Source organism: Allokutzneria sp. A3M-2-11 16 (assembly GCF_024213555.1).
Taxonomy (GTDB): Bacteria; Actinomycetota; Actinomycetes; order Mycobacteriales; family Pseudonocardiaceae; genus Allokutzneria.
This window is the reverse complement of record NZ_JANAVO010000001.1, coordinates 3,360,637-3,378,953: the sequence shown is the minus strand read 5'-3', so window position 1 is coordinate 3,378,953 and position 18,317 is coordinate 3,360,637. Positions and strand designations below refer to the sequence as shown.

Annotated in this window: 9 protein-coding genes and 1 tRNA gene; 5 read left to right on the top strand and 5 right to left on the bottom strand. The window is 70.6% G+C overall.

Features of this window, described 5'->3' with window-relative positions:
• Window positions 1-47 precede the first annotated feature (47 nt).
• The 4 genes from NLX83_RS16620 to ssb all read right to left on the bottom strand — a co-directional run bounded on the left by NLX83_RS16620 (window position 48) and on the right by ssb (window position 12,977).
• Entirely contained in the window at window positions 48-5,030 is a 4,983-nt protein-coding gene (locus NLX83_RS16620; protein ID WP_254235748.1) for an NAD-glutamate dehydrogenase, read from the bottom strand.
• A 123-nt stretch (window positions 5,031-5,153) separates the two neighbouring features.
• On the bottom strand, window positions 5,154-10,718 hold the full coding sequence (locus NLX83_RS16615) for a diguanylate cyclase domain-containing protein (protein WP_254235747.1): 5,565 nt from the start codon (window positions 10,716-10,718) through the stop codon (window positions 5,154-5,156).
• A gap of 16 nt (window positions 10,719-10,734) precedes the next feature.
• Window positions 10,735-12,411: an energy-dependent translational throttle protein EttA gene (ettA, locus tag NLX83_RS16610; RefSeq protein WP_254235746.1), complete on the bottom strand. Its 1,677-nt coding sequence runs from the start codon at window positions 12,409-12,411 to the stop codon at window positions 10,735-10,737.
• 95 nt (window positions 12,412-12,506) lie between these two features.
• Window positions 12,507-12,977, bottom strand: a complete 471-nt coding sequence (gene ssb, locus NLX83_RS16605; protein WP_254235745.1) for a single-stranded DNA-binding protein — start codon at window positions 12,975-12,977, stop codon at window positions 12,507-12,509.
• 181 nt (window positions 12,978-13,158) lie between these two features.
• On the opposite strand from ssb, the gene NLX83_RS16600 reads away from it, so the two are divergent.
• Genes NLX83_RS16600 through NLX83_RS16590 form a run of 3 tightly spaced genes read left to right on the top strand, consistent with a single transcriptional unit; the run spans window position 13,159 to window position 15,601 of the window.
• Window positions 13,159-13,788, top strand: coding sequence for a TetR/AcrR family transcriptional regulator (locus NLX83_RS16600; RefSeq protein ID WP_254235744.1), 630 nt, complete (start codon window positions 13,159-13,161; stop codon window positions 13,786-13,788).
• A complete protein-coding gene (locus tag NLX83_RS16595; protein WP_254235743.1) occupies window positions 13,785-14,777 on the top strand; it encodes an ATP-binding cassette domain-containing protein in 993 nt (330 codons plus the stop codon). Before NLX83_RS16600 ends, NLX83_RS16595 begins: the two co-directional genes overlap by 4 nt.
• A 14-nt stretch (window positions 14,778-14,791) precedes the next feature.
• Window positions 14,792-15,601: an ABC transporter permease gene (locus NLX83_RS16590; RefSeq protein WP_254235742.1), complete on the top strand. Its 810-nt coding sequence runs from the start codon at window positions 14,792-14,794 to the stop codon at window positions 15,599-15,601.
• A 3-nt stretch (window positions 15,602-15,604) separates the two neighbouring features.
• On the opposite strand, the gene NLX83_RS16585 is transcribed toward NLX83_RS16590, so the two are convergent.
• A complete protein-coding gene (locus NLX83_RS16585; RefSeq protein ID WP_254235741.1) occupies window positions 15,605-17,602 on the bottom strand; it encodes a cytochrome c oxidase assembly protein in 1,998 nt (665 codons plus the stop codon).
• Between the two features lie 114 nt (window positions 17,603-17,716).
• Here NLX83_RS16585 and NLX83_RS16580 point away from each other — a divergent pair.
• Both NLX83_RS16580 and NLX83_RS16575 read left to right on the top strand, forming a co-directional pair.
• Window positions 17,717-17,790, top strand: a tRNA-Arg gene (locus NLX83_RS16580).
• 100 nt (window positions 17,791-17,890) lie between these two features.
• On the top strand, window positions 17,891-18,229 hold the full coding sequence (locus NLX83_RS16575; protein ID WP_254235740.1) for a hypothetical protein: 339 nt from the start codon (window positions 17,891-17,893) through the stop codon (window positions 18,227-18,229).
• Window positions 18,230-18,317 lie beyond the last annotated feature (88 nt).

Below are 18,317 nucleotides of genomic sequence, written 5' to 3'. Positions count from 1 at the left end.
GTGTTCAATGGCTCGCTCGCACGCTCGCTCACTGCCGGGATTTCCCCTTATCTCACGATGCTGCGGACCTGCCGGGCCGCCACCGACAGCGTAGGCAGGTCGAGCCGGCCGGCTTCCTTGATCTCCTGCATCGCCGCCCGCATCCGGGCCAGGCGGGAGGAGTTGGCCTCCTCCCACTTCGCGATCTTCGCGTCCGCGGAGTCGTCCGGATCGCTGGTGCGCAGCACGTCCAGGGTGATCGCCCGCATCGTCGAGTACAGGTCGTCCCGCAACGCCAGCCGGGCCAGCGCGTGCCAGCGGTTGCCCCGCTCCAGCGCGCTCACCGAGACCAGCATCCGGTCCACGTCCAGGTGCTCCGACAGCGCGTAGTACAGCTCCGCCGTCTGGCGCGGGCTGTGCTCGCCGCCGTGCACCAGTCCGCCCTCGCGCTCGGCCAGCTCGGCCACCTCGGTGACGTCGAGCAGGCAGTACGTGTAGAGCAGCGAGGCCACCCGGCACGCCAGCTGCTCCGGGACGCCCGAGGACATCAGCCGGTCGGCGTGCGCCTGGACCGTCTCCAGCTCCCGGCCGCGCAGCATGTCCATCGCCCGCGGCGCGAGGTCGGAGACCACCGGCTGGAAGCGGGTGATGTCCGCGCCCACCGCGAGCGGCTGCGGGCGGTTGGACAGCAGCCACCGCGACGCGCGGTCCAGCAGCCGCCGCGACTCCAGCACCATGTCGTCGGCGACGTCGGTCGGGATGACGTTGTCGAGGGACTCGATCTCCCGCCACAGCGACGGCAGGTCGTAGACCTTGGTCACGACCGCGAAGGCGCGCACCGCGTCCGTCGGCGACGCCGTCATCTCCTCGGCCAGCCGGAAGGCGTAGGAGATGCCACCGCCGTCGACGACCTCGTTGACCAGCAGCGTAGAGATGATCTCCCGGCGCAGCGGGTGCGAGGGGATGGCCTCGCCGAAGCGCTCGCGCAGCGGCGTCGGGAAGTACTCCGGCAGCCGCGCCGCGAACGTGCCCAGCTCGGGCAGGTCGCTGGCCAGCACGTCGTCCTTGAGCGAGAGCTTGACGTGGGCCAGCAGCGTCGCCAGCTCCGGCGAGGTCAGGCCCTCGTTCGCCTGCTCCATGGACTTGAACTGGCCGCGGGTGGGCAGCGCCTCCAGCGCCCGGTCCAGCCCGCGCCGCTTCTCCAGCTCGCTGACCAGGCGCGAGTGCACCGACAGCATCGGCGCGGCGTGCGCCCGGCTGACGCCGAGCACCCCGTTCTGCCGGTAGTTGTCGGTCAGCACCAGCTGCGCGACCTCGTCGGTCATCTCGACCAGCAGCTCATCGCGCTGGGTTCCGTCCAGCCTGCCGTCCGCGACCAGCCGGTCCAGCAGGATCTTGATGTTGACCTCGTGGTCGGAGCAGTCCACGCCCGCCGAGTTGTCCAGGGCGTCGGTGTTGACCTTGCCGCCCGCCTTGGCGAACTCGATCCGGCCGCGCTGGGTCAGGCCCAGGTTGCCGCCCTCGCCGACCACCTTCACCCGCAGGTCGGCGCCGTCCACCCGGACCGCGTCGTTGGCCTTGTCGCCGACCTCGGCGTGGCTCTCGGTGGTGGCCTTGACGTAGGTGCCGATGCCGCCGTTCCACAGCAGGTCGACCGGGGAGAGCAGGATCGCCTTGATCAGCTCGGCCGGGGAGAGCTTCTCCACGCCCTCGTCGATGCCCAGCGCCGCCCGCACCTGCCGCGAGAGCGGGATGGACTTCGCGGTGCGCGGCCAGATCCCGCCGCCCTCGCTGATCAGGCTCCGGTCGTAGTCGTCCCACGAGGAGCGGGGCAGCGCGAAGAGCCGGGTGCGCTCGGCGAAGCCGCGCGCCGCGTCCGGCTCCGGGTCGATGAAGACGTGCCGGTGGTCGAAGGCCGCGACCAGGCGGATGTGCTCGGAGAGCAGCATGCCGTTGCCGAAGACGTCCCCGGACATGTCGCCGACGCCGACGACGGTGAACTCCTCGGTCTGGGTGTCGGTACCCAGCTCGCGGAAGGCGCGCTTGACCGCCTCCCACGCGCCGCGGGCGGTGATGCCCATGGCCTTGTGGTCGTAGCCGACGGAGCCACCGGAGGCGAAGGCGTCGCCCAGCCAGAAGCCGTAGCTGGCCGCGACCTCGTTGGCGATGTCGGAGAAGGTCGCCGTGCCCTTGTCCGCCGCGACGACCAGGTAGGTGTCGTCGCCGTCGTGCCGCACCACCTGCCGCGCCGGGACGACGACGTTGCCGTCCGCGGTGGCCCGCAGGTTGTCGGTGAGGTCGAGCAGGCCCGAGATGAACATCCGGTAGCAGGCGATGCCCTCGGTCAGGTTCGCCTCGCGGTCCAGGCCGGGGTCCCCGGTCGGCGTCGGCGGGCGCTTCACCACGAACCCGCCCTTGGAGCCGACGGGCACGATCACCGCGTTCTTCACCGCCTGCGCCTTGACCAGGCCCAGGATCTCGGTGCGGAAGTCCTCGCGCCGGTCGGACCAACGCAGGCCGCCGCGCGCCACCGGGCCGAAGCGCAGGTGCACGCCCTCGATCCGCGGCGAGTACACGAAGATCTCGAACGCCGGGCGCGGCTGCGGCAGGTCCGGGATGGCCTTCGGCTCCAGCTTGAAAGACAGGTACGGCTTGGTCTCGCCGCTCTCCTCGTCGCGCACGAAGTAGTTCGTCCGCAGCGTGGCGTTGATCAGAGTGAGGTAGGAACGCAGGATGCGGTCCGCGTCCAGGCTGGTGACCTCGTCGATCATCCTGGTGATCTCGGCGACCAGGGTCTCGGTCTGCGCCAGGCGGCCCTCGTCGGCCAGCTTCGGGTCGAAACGGACCTCGAACAACCGCACCAGCGCCGCTATCACGTCGGTGTGCGCCAGGACGGCGTCCTCGATGTAGTCCTGGCTGTACGGGGTGCGGGCCTGCCGCAGGTACTTGGCGTAGGCGCGCAGCAGCGCGGCCTGCTGCCAGTCCAGCCCGGCGCGCAGCACCAGCGAGTTGAACCGGTCGACCTCGGCCTCACCCCGCCACGCGGCGGCGAAGGCGTCCTGGAAGCGCTTGCGCACCAGGTCCAGGTTCTCGGTGCCGATCTGCTCCAGCACCGACTGCTCCAGGCGCAGCCCGAAGTCGAAGATCCAGCACTGGATGCCGTCGTCGCGCACCACCTCGTAGGGGTGCTCGTCGACGACCTCGACGCCCATGCCCTGCAACACCGGGAGCACCTGCGACAGCGTGATCCGGCGACCGGCCAGGTAGAGCTTGAAGCGGCGCTCCCCCGGCTCGGCCTGCTCGGGCACGTAGAAGCACATGTCCGCGTCGCCGGGGCCGGACAGCCGCTGCAACCTGCGCAGGTCGGCGAGGCCCTCGGTGGCCGGGAAGTCCTCCTTGTAGGACTCCGGGAACATCGTGGCGTAGCGCTGGCCGAGCTCGGTCGCGGACTCGGCGCCCGCGGTCGCCGCGGTCTGCTCGGCGAGCACCGCGTCCACCATCAGGTCGTCCCAGCTGCGGGCCGCCTCGGACAGGCGCTGCTGGATGCTCGCGGTGTCCGGCTCGATATCGCTCTGCGGGTCGGTGTGCACCATGAAGTGCACGCGGGCCAGCGCCGACTCGCCGATGCGCGCGCTGTACTCCAGGCCGGTGCCGTTCAGCTCCGCCAGCAGCACCTCCTGCATGGCCAGCCGCGAGGTCGTCGTGTAGCGGTCGCGCGGCAGGTAGACCAGGCAGGAGAAGAAGCGGCGGTACGGGTCGCGGCGCAGGAACAGCCGCAGCTTGCGGCGCTCCGCCAGCGCCAGCACCTTCGTGGTGGTGTGGAACAGGAAGTCGGCGTCCTGGGAGAACAGCTCGGTGCGCGGGTAGTTCTGGATCACCTCGAGCATCCGCTGTCCCGAGTAGGACTCCAGCGGGAAGCCCGCGCGGTGGATCACCTGGCGGACGCGGCGCTCCATCACCGGGATGTCGAGCACGTTCTCGTGCAGCGCGGTGGTGGTGAAGACACCGAGGAAGCGGTGCTCGCCGCTGACGTTCCCGTTGGCGTCGAAGGTCTTCACGCCCACGTAGTACGGGTAGACCGAGCGGTGCACCGTGGACGGCGCGCTGGCCTGGGTCAGGACCAGCAGCTCCTTCTTCATCGCCTGCGCGGCCGCGTCGGGGCCCGCGGTGAAGCTGCGCGCGGCCAGGCTGTCCTGGCGCAGCACGCCGAGTCCGGAGGCGAGCACGGCGCGCAGCGCGGGCTCGTTGTCCGTGCTCTCGTCCTGGACCAGCTCGTAGTGCCGGTAGCCGAGGAAGGTGAAGTGGCCGTCGGCCAGCCAGCGCAGCAGGCCGGCGCCGTCGACGACCTCCTCCTCCGGCAGCGGCGGCGGCGCGGTCTCCAGCTGTCCGGCCAGCTCCAGGGCGGTGCCCGCCATCTTCTCGCTGTCCTCGACGACCTCGCGGACGTCGTTGAGCACCGAGAGCAGGCGCTGCTCCAGGTCACGAGCGCGCTCGGCGTCGGTGATGTAGTCGACTTCGAGGTGCATCCACGACTCGGCGAGCGCGTCGGCGGGCGGGGCGCTGGGGTCCGCGTCGTCGAGGACCTCCAGCAGCGTGCCCGTGACGTCCCTGCGCACCACCAGGATCGGGTGCACCACGCGCTGGACCTGGACACCGCTGCGGGTCAGCTCCGCGACCACGGAGTCGACCAGGTACGGCATGTCGTCGGTGACCAGCTGGACCACGGTGGCGGGACAGGCCCAGCCGTCGTGGGCGCGTTCGGGGTTCAGCGCGCGGACCGCGGGGCGGCCGGGAACCCGGTTCTCGGCGAGCTGGTAGTGCGAGCGGACCGCCCCGACCAGGTCGACGGGCTCGTCCTCGACGACCTCCTCGGCCGGCACGTGCCGGAAGTAGAGGCGGAGCAGCTCGGCGAGATCGGGAGCGGCTTGCACCGCTCGGTCAAGCAGCTCGTCGCGCACCGACTCCGGACTACCCGGAATGTCGTCGACGGGGTTGCGGGTGGACTCGGGACGGGACGTTGCGGTACCCAACGGATCTCCGGTCGAAGTCATGGTCAGCAGGCTCCACGCGCTCTCCGGCACGCCGCTGTGCCGGGACCTCGCGAGGGTAACTCCCCGAATGCGCTAACCGGGAAGCGGGCGTACCCCCGTTCCGGCGCGTCGAGCGGTGCGACGTCAGTCGTTCGAGTGACCCCGATCCAGCGAAGACCACTGCTGTTCAGGCGCGCCGTAGCTCACCCAGGGTCGCGATCCCTCGGGCCCGTCCTCCCTGTACGGGGGAAGGTCGGCGTGCCCGAATTCGGCGTGATCCGATGCGACGGCTGGTGGTCGCGGTGCGGCGGCCGGTGGCGGCTCCACCGGCCCCCGGTGCCGGGCAGATGGATCTTGCTGGCCGGGCGCGCCCGCGGCCGCGCCGAACGGCGTCCAGGGCTCGCCCGTGCCGTACTCGCCCGGGGCCGGGGGCAGGCCCATCGGCGCGGATGGCAGCCCCATCGGCACCGAAGGCATCGACGGCATCGACAGCGGCGCCCGCTGGGTGCGCGCCAGCCAGCCGCTGTCGTAGGTGGGCGCGGGGTGCTCGCCGCTCGGCGCCATCTCGTTGCGGTGCCGCGGTTCCGCGGTCGGGGTGGGCAGGTGACCGGAGGAGACGTAGGGCGCCGTCCTCGGCATGTCCTGGGGCTCGCCCCAGTACTCCGTGCGCTGGTCCGGCCCTTGCTGGTCGGGGTTGGGGGGTTCCGGACGCCGGTGGCCCGCCGACCGGTGCTCCGGCGCGCGGTGCGCGAATTCCTGCGGCCGCAGGAACGTCGTCTCCTGGACGGGCGCGGGAACCACCCTCGTGTGCTGGCCGGAGTTGCCGGTGGGAAGCGCGGTGGTGTGGTGGTCGGGCCGGGGAACGACCGTGGTGGGCTGTCCGGGCAGCGGCAGCGCGCCGGAGTGGCCCGGCGCGGGCATCAGCGTCGTGGCCGAGTCCGGTGCCTGCACGACCTTGGTCGGCGGCGCGGGCGGCGTGCCGTTCGCCGGGCGCTGGTGCTGCTGTTCGAGCATGCTGTCCAGGGCGACCGCGTCGGGAATCACGGTGGTGTTCTGCGCCTCGTACTTGCTGCTCTCGTAGGCGACCATGGCCTCAGCCAGCAGTTCGGCCAGTCCGATCCCCGCCTTGCTGCGGCGTCGGGACGACGGCCCGCCCGCCAGGCGCTTGCGCTCCCCGGGCTGCTGCTCCGGCTGCTCCGCCGGTGATGGCTCTTCTTGCGGTGAGTCCCCTTGTGTTGACTCCACCGCGGCGGCGGGAGCCGTTCCGGACTCCGCGACCGCGGCCGGGGGCGTTTCGGCGGCCTCGTCGAGGGTCCGGCGCTGCACGACGCGGTGGATGGCCAGCGAGGGGTTGGTCCCGGGACCGTTCGCGGCTGCCGAACGGTCGGCTGGGCTCGCCTGGTCGCCGGTGTTGGGTTGATCGCCGGTGTTGGCACGATCACTGTCGCGTTCGTCACCGCGTCCTTCGGGCTCGCCCGTTGCCTCGGGGCTGTTGGCCCAGCTGGCGAATTCGGCGGCGAGGGACCTGCGGCGGATCACCCGCGTCGGTGGGGCGGCGGGCGCGGGCTCCTGCGCTTCCGGTTCCGCGGCGGCAGCTTCGGCGACGGGCACAGCGGGTGCGGCGGCCGCGGCTTCGGTCATCGCGCGTTCAGCTGTCATGCGTTCGGACGTCGCTTGTTCAGCGGGTGCGGCGCTAGCGGGTTCGACGACGGGGGGTTCGGTGACCGGGTCCGGCTTGCGCTGGACATCCGCGTGTTCGACGGCCTTCGGCGCGATGTCATCGGGTTCGGCGTTGGCGCGTGCCGCGGGCCTCGGCGCACCGTTGCGCTGTTCGACGGCGTCGGGTTCAGCGGTCCTCTGCTCGGCGCCTCCACTCGGGACGCGTTCGGTGGCCCTGTGCTCGATCTCGGCGGGTGTCTGCTCGATGTCGGGCTGCTGACGGGCGATCGGCCTCTGGTCGCTGTGGCGGTGCTGGACATCAACGTGACCAGCGGCCCTCTGCACGATGTCGCGATGCTCGGCATGGTCGACGGACCTCGGCGCGGAGTCACGAGGCTCAACGGCAGCGTCGTCGATGTCTGGTTCGGTGACTGTTGGTTCGGCGACGGCGTGGTCGTCAGCTTTCGCCGCGGCGGCGCGACGTCGGATGCCCGGTTGGTCGGCGTTTCGCGCGTGGTCGCGGTGCGCGACGGCGTCGTGCCCAACGGGACTCTGGTCGGCGTCGGCGTACCTGGACTGGCCGTGCTCGGAGTCGAGGGTGGTCGGCTCGCGGTGCCCGCCTCGGCCGATGGACAGCGCCGCCTCGGGGTGCGGGGGCGGCACGGGGCGCGGGGGCTCGGGGATGGCGTCGGGGCCCGGCTCGTCCGGAATGGGCTGCGGCTCCGGCACGTCCGGGATCGGGCTGGGCTCCGGGCGCTCCGGGTCCTCGCTGGGCTCCGGCAACTTCGGCGCGGGCGGCGGCTCGGGGATGGAGTCCACCGGGGTCTCGGCAGTCGGCGCGGGCCATGCCGGGAACCCGTTCGCCCAGCCGTTCCGCGGCGACTCGGCGGTGTCGGGCTGCGGTTCGAAGGACTGCGTTTCGAAGGACCGGGGCTCGAAAGACCGGGGTTCGAACAGCTGGGGCTCGGCGGGTTCCTCGGCCGCGGGCGGCACCGAGCCGGGCAGCCGGAGATCGCGCGAGGTCAACACCGGCGGCCAGTCGGCGCGCGCTTCCGGGATCTCGTACTCGTCACCCTCGACGGTCTGCGGGGCGCTGACCGGGAGCCCGACCGAGAAGCTCAGGCCGTCGAAGGCCGAGTCCTCTTCCAGCTCGTCCGGTTCGGGCTCCGGCGTCGCTTCCGCGGTCGCTTCCACGTCGGCCCGGCGCATCTCGGCGAGGAAGTCGTGCGCCATCACGCGGTCGTACGCCGAGGAGTCGTCTTCCCGGGCGGGCTCGGCGGAGCGGGTCTCGGCCGGGTCGGTCCAGCCGTTGTTGCGCACCGGGACCGGCTCGGACAGTTCCGGTTCGTCCTCGGCGGGGTCGACCGGCAGGCTCTCGGCTCCGCCCTTGGACATGGCCATCACCTGCGCGAGCAGTTCGGCCACCGAGTCCCGGCGCACCTGGTCCTCGGTCTGGTCCTCGGTGTCGTACTCCGCGTCGTGCTCCGGTGCGGGCTCGGACTCGCCGAAGCGGGGCAGGACGGCCGGGGACAGTTCCAGCTCGTCCGGTTCCGACCAGCCGTCGTGGTGGTAGGACTCGACCACCGGCTCGGGCTCCAGCCGGACTTCGGTGATCTCCACCAGCTCGTCGTCGAGGTCGGCGGTGCCGGTCTCCCTGGTGTCGGGGTCCGGCATCGCGGCGAAGCTGACCACCGAGGGCAGCAGGCCGCTCGGCAGTTCGAACGTCCCGCTGGCCTGCGGCTCCGCTTCGCGCACCGAACGGGTTTCCAGCTCCTCTGCGGAGAACGAGGTCTCCTGCTCGGGGTAGTCAGGATCGTCGGAGTAGTCGTCCTCGGAGTGCTCGTCCACGGTTAGGTCAGCGGGGGCGTAGCGCTCCGCGGCGTCGCTGATCACCGGTAGCGGTGTCGTCGGTGCCTCGAAGAACGCGGGCTCCGGCGACTCGCCGAGCGCGGGGTGGTCCTCGTCCGGAACGGCCTCGTCCTCGAACTCCTCGGTGACCTCGCGATGCGGCTCCGGGGCCCGATCGAGGACCGGCCAGGAGGTGTCCTCGTCCTCCTCGGCTTCGGGTGCGTCGTCGAGCCGGTGACCGAAGTCGTCCGGTACCGCGCTGCTGGGCAGCGGGGTGATCGCGGCGGGCTCGCTGCTCGGCTCGTCCTCGACCGACTCGTCCTCGACGGGCGTGTCATCGGCCAATGTGTCGTGGACTGGTTCGTCGTGGACCGGTTCGTCGAGGCGCGGGTCGCCCAGGAACGGGGCGTCGAGCAGCTGGTCCGCCCCGAACGGCTCGGCGCCGGTGCTGAATGCGGAGTCGGTGCTGTAGTCGGTGTCGCTGTAGTCCGTATCGCCGTGGCCGGTGTCGTCGCTGTAGCCGTTGTCGCGGAAACCAGCGTCACGGAAACCAGCGTCGCGGAAATCGGTGTCGCGGAAATCGGTGTCGGTTCTGAAGCCGTTGCCGGGCAACGGGATCGGGGCGGGGCGCTTGGCCTCGGCGAGTGCCCGGTCGGCCTGGGTGAACAGGTCCTCGGTGCGGGCACCGGGCCAGTGCTCGGCGACGCCCGCGTTGACGGTGACCGGGAGGCCGATGGCCGAACGCAGCTCCGCCACCCAGCGCTGCGCCTCGTCCCGGGTGGTGCCGGGCAGCAGCACGGCCAACTCGTCGCCGTCGACCCTGGCCAGGGTGGCCTCACTGGGCACGCTGCTGCGCACGCGCTCGACCAGCGAGTTGAGCATTTCCTCCGGCTGGGGCTCGGCATCGGCCGGATCGGACCCGCCGAGGTCGAGCAGCACCAGCGCGAGGGTGTCGGTGGTCCCGCCGTCGTTGACCACCGCGTCCAGCCTGCGGAGGAACCCGGTCTGGCTGAGCAGGCCGGGCATGTCGATCGGGGCGGACCCCCGGCCGACGTCGCGGCGGATCCGGCCCCGGCGCAGCGTCGCCGCGACCTGGTCGCGCAGTGAGGTCCCGGCGTCGGCGGTCTCGTGGCCGGGCGGCTGGATGCTGCTGAGCCGCTCGATCAGCATCATGCGCACCCCGTGCACCGCGCGCTGGCGACGGCGTTCGGCGGCGTGCGCGTCCCGCAGGCAGCCGAGGGCGTCGGTCAGCTCGCCGGTCAGCTCGTAGACGTGCGCCAGCGATTGCAGGCTCTGCGTGAGCAGTGCCTCCGAACGGTGCCTGCGGGCCAGGTGGGCGGTGCCGCGCAACAGGTCAGCGGCCGTTTCCGCGCTGCCCCTCGGCAGGTGCAACCGGGTGGCCAGCGCGAACTTGAGCCAGCCGACGCTGGTCGCGAGCGGGGAGCGCACGGGGCGCTCCATGAACTCCAGCGCGACCCGCTCCGCCTCGCGACCCCGGTCGAGGTCGAAGAGCGCGCACACCCGTTGCAGGACAAGCCTTCCGCTGGCGTAGCCGCTGTCGGCCGCCGGATCGGAGAGGTCGGAGAGCATCGCCATGCCCTCCTCCGCCGCGTGCACCGCCGCGGGCAGGTCGCCCCACCGCCGGTTGTTGCCCGCGGCCGCCGCGCGCAGCAGCGCCCGCAGGATGACCACGGTGTCCGCTTCGAGCTGCCGGTCCTGCTGGTAGAGCTGGTCCGCCTCGGTGAGGGCGTCGGTCAGCTCGGGCACGCTGCCGAGCCGGGCGAGGCAGTCCACCAGCTGCACCATGGCCGCGCCGCGCAGGCCCGCCGGTGCGTCGCCCGCCTCCAGCAGCGGGCGCAGCAGCGCGAAGCCGGTGAGCGGCGTGCCGACCACCCTGGCGGAGTTGGCCAGCTCGATCCGCAGCCGCCAGCCCAGTTCGACCTCGCCGACCGCCTCCGCCGCAGACATCGCGACGATGGCGCGCTCGGCGACGGAGACGCCCTGCCCGAGCCGGTTGAGCGCGAACAGCGCCAGCATCTCGCCGCGCAGCCGGGCCCACTCGTCGGAGTGGGCGAGCGCGATCTCGGCCGCGCGCTCGCCCAGTACCAGGGTCAGCTCGGGCGCGCGCCAGCGAAGCCGCCAGGCGGAGGTGACAAGTAACCCCGCCTCGCTGCTTCCCTGGCCCGCGCCACCAGCCGCCATGGTCGTCAGTCCCCGCTCAGCCTCTGGTGAGCTTGCGGTAGGTGACGCGGTGCGGGCGCGCCGCCTCCGCGCCGAGCCGCTGGATCTTGTTCTTCTCGTAGCCCTCGAAGTTGCCCTCGAACCAGAACCACTGGGACGGGTTCTCCTCGGTGCCCTCCCACGCCAGGATGTGCGTGGCGACGCGGTCCAGGAACCAGCGGTCGTGCGAGATGACCACCGCGCAGCCCGGGAACTGCTCAAGGGCGTTCTCCAGCGAGCCGAGCGTCTCCACGTCCAGGTCGTTGGTGGGCTCGTCGAGCAGGATCAGGTTTCCGCCCTGCTTGAGGGTGAGCGCGAGGTTGAGGCGGTTGCGCTCACCACCGGAGAGCACTCCGGCGGCCTTCTGCTGGTCGGTGCCCTTGAAGCCGAACGCGCCGACGTAGGCGCGCGAGGGCATCTCGACGTTGCCGACCTGGATGTAGTCCAGCCCGCCGGAGACCGTCTGCCAGACGCTCTTCTTCGGGTCGATGCCGGCGCGGTTCTGGTCGACGTAGGACAGCTTGACCGTCTCGCCGATCTTGACGTTGCCGTCGTCCGCCTTCTCCAGGCCCACGATGGTCTTGAACAGCGTGGTCTTGCCGACGCCGTTGGGCCCGATCACGCCGACGATGCCGTTGCGCGGCAGGTCGAAGCTGAGCCCGTCGATCAGGACCCGGTCCTCGAAACCCTTACGCAGCTTGTCGACCTCGACCACGACGTTGCCCAGGCGCGGGCCCGGCGGGATCTGGATCTCCTCGAAGTCCAGCTTCCTGGTCTTCTCGGCCTCCGCCGCCATCTCCTCGTAGCGGTCGAGGCGGGCGCGGGACTTGGTCTGCTTGGCCTTGGCGTTGGAGCGGACCCAGGCCAGCTCCTCCTTGAGGCGCTTCTGCAGCTTGGCGTCCTTCTTGCCCTCGACGGCCAGCCGCTCGGCCTTCTTCTCCAGGTAGGTGGAGTAGTTGCCCTCGTAGGGGTGGGTGCGGCCGCGGTCGATCTCCAGGATCCACTGGGCCACGTTGTCCAGGAAGTACCGGTCGTGCGTGACGGCCAGGACGGCGCCCGCGTAGCCCGCGAGGTGCTGTTCGAGCCAGAGCACGCTCTCGGCGTCCAGGTGGTTGGTGGGCTCGTCGAGCAGCAGCAGGTCCGGCTTGGACAGCAGCAGCTTGCACAGCGCCACGCGGCGGCGCTCACCACCGGAGAGGATGTCCACCGGCGAGTCCGGCGGCGGGCAGCGCAGCGCGTCCATCGCCTGCTCCAGCTGGGAGTCCAGGTCCCACGCGTCGGCGTGGTCCAGCTCCTCCTGGAGCTTGCCCATCTCCTCCATCAGCTCGTCGGAGTAGTCGGTGGCCATCTGCTCGGCGATCGCGTTGAAGCGGTCGAGCTTGACCTTGATCTCGCCGACGCCCTCCTCGACGTTGCCGAGGACCGTCTTCTCCTCGTTCAGCGGCGGCTCCTGCTGGAGGATGCCGACCGTGTAGCCCGGGGCGAGGTAGGCCTCGCCGTTGTTGGGCTGATCGAGGCCGGCCATGATCTTGAGCACGCTCGACTTGCCGGCGCCGTTCGGGCCGACGACGCCGATCTTGGCACCAGGCAGGAACTGGATGTAGACGTCATCGAGGATGACCTTGTCCCCGTGTGCCTTGCGCACCTTTTTCATGGTGTAGATGTACTCGGCCATAACCGCGATCGTATCCGTCCTGTCGGTGCCTGATTGACTCGCGACCCCGCCATGGTGACGCCATCGCCGGGTGGTGCGCGAATAACAAGTGTGGATCACACGGGATACAGCGATCCCGCGGCCTCAGGGACAACGCTGTCATCGCTGCCCGCGTCGTCCCGGGGCCCGCGCGGCTCCGGCGCCGCGCCCGCGTCGCCGTTCCCGGCCCGGTGCACGCGCTGCACCCGGGCCAGGCTGCGCGCGAGGTCGGGACCGACCGCCTCGGCGTCCAGTTCGACCACGGAGCGGCGTTGCCCCTCGGCCTCCCACTCCCTGGTGCGCAGGCGACCGGTGACGATGACAGGATCGCCCTTGCGCAGCGAGTAGGCCACCCCCGCGCCCAGCTCTCCCCAGCATTGCACGGACAGGAACAGCGGGTCGCTGTCCACCCACTCGCCGCTGGCCCGGTCCAGGCGCCGCCGGTTGCTGGCGACGCGGAACGACACCACGCACGCGCCGGACTTCACCGTCCGGCTCTGCGGGTCGTTGACCACGTTGCCGATCACCGTTGCCTTCGAGTCGTGCATCTCCACCTCCGGGTCGGACTGGGCTGACGGGTTCCACTCTGCGGTCCCCGCCGACGCCGAGGACCGTCCCGCCGCGGATCTGTGGACAACCACCAAGGATGTGGACAACTACCCGCACCTGGTGCGAAAAGGTTGAGGTCGGGTTGACTGAGTGAGGACTCACTCAGATAGGTTGGCCCGCATGACAGTGGCCAGCCCGCGGCGCAGGCGCGCCCCCGCGATGAGCCCGGAGGACCGCAGGGACTCGATCGTGCGCGCGACGCTGCCGCTGCTGGCCGAGCACGGCGGCAACGTCACGACCAGCCAGATCGCCAAGGCCGCCGGCATCGCCGAGGGCACCGTCTTCCGGGTCTTCGCCGACAAGAAGGAACTGATCGGCGCCTGCCTGGAGGCCGCGTTCCGCCCGGACGGCCTGGCCGCCGAACTGACAGCCATACCCGCGACCGAGGGCCTGCACAAGAGCCTGGTGCGCGCGGTCGGGGCGATCGGCGCGCACGTGGACCGGCTGGGTTCGCTGATGCAGGGGCTGGCCGCCTCCGGCTACCGCCAGGACGACCGGGAGAATGCCGACGGCGGGGACGGCCCGATGCGCCACCTGGGGCCGATCAGCGAGGCGCTGTCCGCCCTGCTCGCCCCGCACGACGGGGAGCTGCGGCTGGGCGCGGAGCGCTCGACCGGCTACCTGATCGGCCTGGTCTTCGTCGACCGCCTGGCGGGCCGGTTCGGCGGCAGCACCGCAGACCCCGAGGAACTCGTGGACCTCTTCCTGCGCGGAGCAGGCAGCAGCACCGAGGAAGGACCGCAGGCATGACCGAGCTGATGATCGACGCCGTCCGGATCACCAAGAAGTTCGGCAAGATGACCGCCCTGGACGGCGTGGACCTGAGCGTCCCCAAGGGCACGGTGATGGGACTGCTCGGGCACAACGGCGCGGGCAAGACCACCCTGGTCAACATCCTGTCGACGCTGACGACGGCGACCTCCGGCACCGCGCGGGTCGCGGGCTACGACGTGCTCACCCACGGCCACGACGTGCGCGGCCGGATCGGGCTGACCGGGCAGTTCGCCTCGGTGGACGAGCAGATCACCGGGCTGGACAACCTGGTGCTGATCGCCCGGCTGCTCGGCGCCAGCCCGAAGCAGGCGCGGCGCAGGGCCGAGGAGCTGCTGACGGTCTTCGACCTGACCGCGGCGGGCGGGCGCAAGGCGCAGACCTACTCCGGCGGCATGCGGCGGCGGCTGGACCTGGCCGCGAGCCTGGTCGGCCACCCGGACGTGATCTTCCTGGACGAGCCGACGACGGGCCTGGACCCGTCCAGCCGCAACAGCCTGTGGGAGATCGTCGAGCGGCTGGTCCGCGAGGGGACGACGGTGCTGCTGACCACGCAGTACCTGGAGGAGGCCGACCGGCTGGCCGACCGGATCACGGTGCTGGCCTCCGGCCGGATCGTCGCCGCGGGCACCGCCGACCAGCTCAAGGGCGATATCGGCACGCGGACGATCATGCTGACGCTGGCCCACCCCGGGGACGTCACGGTGGCGATGGACGCCTTGAAGCGGGCCGGGCTGCACCCCTCGCACGACGTGACCCGGCGCAAGATCTCCTCCCCCGCGGTGGCCTCGACCGACCTGATCCTGGCGGTCCGGGCGCTGGACCGGGCCGGGGTGATGGTCACCGAACTGGGCATCTCCGAGCCGTCGCTCGACGACGTCTACCTGGCGCTCAACCACGACCCGAAGACCGACGCGGACAACGCCAACGCGGTCACCCAGATCATCAAAGCCATCTCCGCGGCGTGAGTAGGAGTTCCCAGATGAGTTCGTCACTCGCTCCCGCCACCCAGGGCGCCACCTGGCGGGGCAGCAGCCTGTACACCCAGATCATGGTGCTCACCGGGCGGTCGCTGCGCAGCGTGCTGCTGGACCCGAAGAACCTGCTGTTCACCCTGCTGACCCCGCTGATGATGCTGTTGCTGTTCAGCCAGGTCTTCTCCAACGTGGCCAACACCCCCGGCTTCCCCAAGGGCGTCAGCTACATCAACTTCCTGATGCCCGCGACGCTGGTCACCACGGCCCTCTCGGCGGCGATGACCGCGGGCGTCGGCTTCGTCAACGACCTGCGCAACGGCGTGCTGGCGCGGTTCCGGGCGCTGCCGATCAACGGCGGCTCGATCCTGGCCGCGCGCAGCCTCGCCGACCTGGTGCGCAGCGCGGTGCAGCTGATCATCATGATCGTCGCGGCGGTGGCGGTGTTCGGCTTCACCCCCAAGGGGTTCGGCGTCGCGGGCGCGCTGCTGCTGGCGCTGATCGTCGGCTGGGGCCTCGGCTGGCTGTTCCTGGCCGTGGCGACCTGGATGCGCAATCCGGAGACCCTGCAGATGTTCACCTTCCTGGCGATGTTCCCGCTGATGTTCGGCTCCAGCGCGTACATGCCGCTGGACGGGCTGCCGGGCTGGATGCAGTTCGTGGCCACGGTCAACCCGCTGACCTACGCGATCGACGCCTCCAGGGAGCTGACGTTGCAGGGCACGATCAGCTCCACCGCGTTCACCTCGATCGGCATCAGCCTGGTGATCGCGGCGGGCGGGATGGTCTTCGCGGCCAAGGGCTTCCGCAGGCAGTAACCGCTACCGGTCGCGGTCGGCCAGACGGGCGAGCATCTCGTTGTAGGCGTTGAGGTCGGCGTCGCCGTCGACCTCGGCCCTGCGGTCACCGCGCCTGGCCTCGCGCTCGTCGTCGCGGGCCCACTGCACGACCAGCGCGATCACCACGACGAGCAGCGGGATCTCGCCAGAGGCCCAGGTGAGGCCGCCGCCGAGGCGCTGGTCGAGCAGCAGGTCGGTGACCCACGGCAGTGCGAGCTGCGAGTAGAACTCCTGGCCGATCACGTACTGCGCGCTCATCAAGGCGATGCCGAAGAACGCGTGGAACGGGATCGCGGCGAAGAGCAACCCGAGGCGCCCCAACGGCGGGAGCCTGCGCGGAGCCGGGTCGATGCCGACGACGGGCCAGTAGAAGACGTACCCCGCGACGATGAAGTGCAGGTTCATCGCGATGTGCGCCCAGTGCTCCGGCAGGGCCGCGTCGAACAGACCGGAGAAGTACAGGCCGTAAAAGGAGCCCACGAACAGCACGAGCGCGACGATCGGGTGCGTGAGGAACCTGCTGACCGGTGAGTTGACGAAGGCCAGCAGCCACTCGCGCGGTCCGGGCGGCGCGTCCTTGCCCGCGGGCGCGATCGCGCGCAGTGCCAACGTCATCGGGCCACCGAGCACGAGCAGGATCGGCACGAGCATGGACAGCAACATGTGACTGCCCATGTGCACGCTGAACATCGCGGGCGCGTATCGGCCAATCCCGGTCGAGGTCGCGATGAGAAGAGTGGCGCAGCCGCACAGCCACGACACAGTGCGTCCTACGGGCCACTTGTCGCCGCGTAGGCGCAACCGGCGCACACCGGCCACGTAGAGCGCCGCGAGCACCAAGGCCGCCGTGCCGAAGATGAGGTCGAACCGCCAGTCCAGCACAAGGTTGAGCACCGTGGGCGGACCGTCGAGCGTGTAACCGATCATGACTTCGGTGGTGCCGAGGACCGGCTTGTCGTTGGGCGGAGGAGTGCTGCCGAGCGCCACACCGATCGCGATGGTCGCCAGCATCAACAGCACTTCGAGGCCGCCGATGCGCAGCAGCACGCCACGCGCCGCGCCTTCGGAGACCGCTTTGACGCCACGCCGGCGTTGGAGCTGACCGAAGACGCCGAGCGCGCCGAGCGCCACGACCTTCGCGACGAGGAGCAAGCCGTACGTGCTCGTGAACAGATCCGCCAAGGGCAGTCGCACGAGGCCGTTGATCACGCCCGAGACCGCCATGACGAGCCAGCAGACCAGCGCCACCTTGGAGAAGCGCGAGTACGCCAACCCGAGGTTGCCGCCGCCGCGACGCGCGTGGGCCACGAGCGCGATGAGCCCGCCGACCCACAGCGACATTGCTACAAGGTGGTAGATGAGGCTGTTGGTACCCACGTCGTGCGAGCCGCCGGTAGCGGAGTGACCGGTAACCGCGACGGGCAGCAGCGACACGAGCGCGAGCGCGAGACAGCCGACGGTCCAGCCCCACGACAACACCACGCGGCTCACGATCGCAACGACCCCGGCCAGCAACGCGGTGAAAACCCAAGCCCTCGCCTGCTCCAGCTGTCCTATGAGCGCGAACAGCGATCCCGACGAGATCAGATCCGCCACCGGCTTGCCCGCGGCGTTGGCCGTGAAGAACGGCACGGTCAGCACCGCGCCCACGAACCAGGTGATCGCTCCCCAGGCACCGAGCCGCAGCGCGGCCCACCCGTCCGCAGTGAGCCTTCCGGTCGACTGCTGCGGCACCATGAACGCCGCGAACATCAGCGAACCGACGCAGAGCACCGCGCCCGCCTCGGCGAGCGTCCGGACCATGGGCAGCCCGAGGCGGGTGAGGTCACCGGGATCGGACAGACCGAACCGGATCAGCACCTCGACGGGCGAGAGCGCGGTGAGCGCCCCGGCCACGACCAGCGCCAGCAGGACGGCAGGCAGTACCAGAGCGGCGATACCGGCGGCGCGGCCACGGCTCGGGGCGGGGGCTTCAGGCACCCGTCGAGCCTAAGCCGTGACCTGGATCGCCCCACTTCGCGTGTTCGTGTTTGCCGATCATGCGCGAACCACCCGGAAACAACAGTTACTCTTCTTCCGGCGCGCGAGCGCCCGGCCTCCATAGCTCAGCTGGATAGAGCAACAGACTTCTAATCTGTCGGTCGCAGGTTCGAGTCCTGCTGGGGGCACCTGATGAGCGCCGGGTCGGCGCGGGACACGGTGTGGGCTCCCGCGTCGGCATGGCGGACGGCGGGCAGCCGGTCGGCTGAGCGTGTCCGGTGCCGGGCGGTGCTCGGTGAAGCAGGTGCGGCAGGTGCCTTTCGCGGCGGCGAGTTAGCCGTCGGCGTACACGGCGAAGATGCGTCGCACAACCTGTATTTCATTTTCGACGATGACGATTTTTGTCGCCACTCGTGTTCGACTCCGTTGATGAAGCGGTCGACCCTGGTGGCGCACTTGAACTCGGCGAACGCAGTTGAGCGCTCCGTCGAACAGACCCGTCCGCCACGGCGTAAAGATCATGGTCCACGGGCCTTGACGATTACTCGGACCGGCTCATTCGAGAACAGAACACCGGTCGAACACGCCGCCGAACAGGCCAAACCGTGGCATCCAAAGGATTGTTGATCCATGTCTTGACAGTCGCTCAGACCAGCTCAAATACTGGAAACAGCAGGACGCGCGCCAGTGGCGCGGAGGAGAAGATGTTAAATCG

Bases quoted from the DNA above. Each gene is read 5' to 3' on its own strand.
- NLX83_RS16620 (WP_254235748.1), bottom strand. From the start codon at position 5,030: ATGACTTCGACCGGAGATCCGTTGGGTACCGCAACGTCCCGTCCCGAG.
- NLX83_RS16615 (WP_254235747.1), bottom strand. From the start codon at position 10,718: ATGGCGGCTGGTGGCGCGGGCCAGGGAAGCAGCGAGGCGGGGTTACTT.
- ettA (WP_254235746.1), bottom strand. From the start codon at position 12,411: ATGGCCGAGTACATCTACACCATGAAAAAGGTGCGCAAGGCACACGGG.
- ssb (WP_254235745.1), bottom strand. From the start codon at position 12,977: ATGCACGACTCGAAGGCAACGGTGATCGGCAACGTGGTCAACGACCCG.
- NLX83_RS16600 (WP_254235744.1), top strand. From the start codon at position 13,159: ATGACAGTGGCCAGCCCGCGGCGCAGGCGCGCCCCCGCGATGAGCCCG.
- NLX83_RS16595 (WP_254235743.1), top strand. From the start codon at position 13,785: ATGACCGAGCTGATGATCGACGCCGTCCGGATCACCAAGAAGTTCGGC.
- NLX83_RS16590 (WP_254235742.1), top strand. From the start codon at position 14,792: ATGAGTTCGTCACTCGCTCCCGCCACCCAGGGCGCCACCTGGCGGGGC.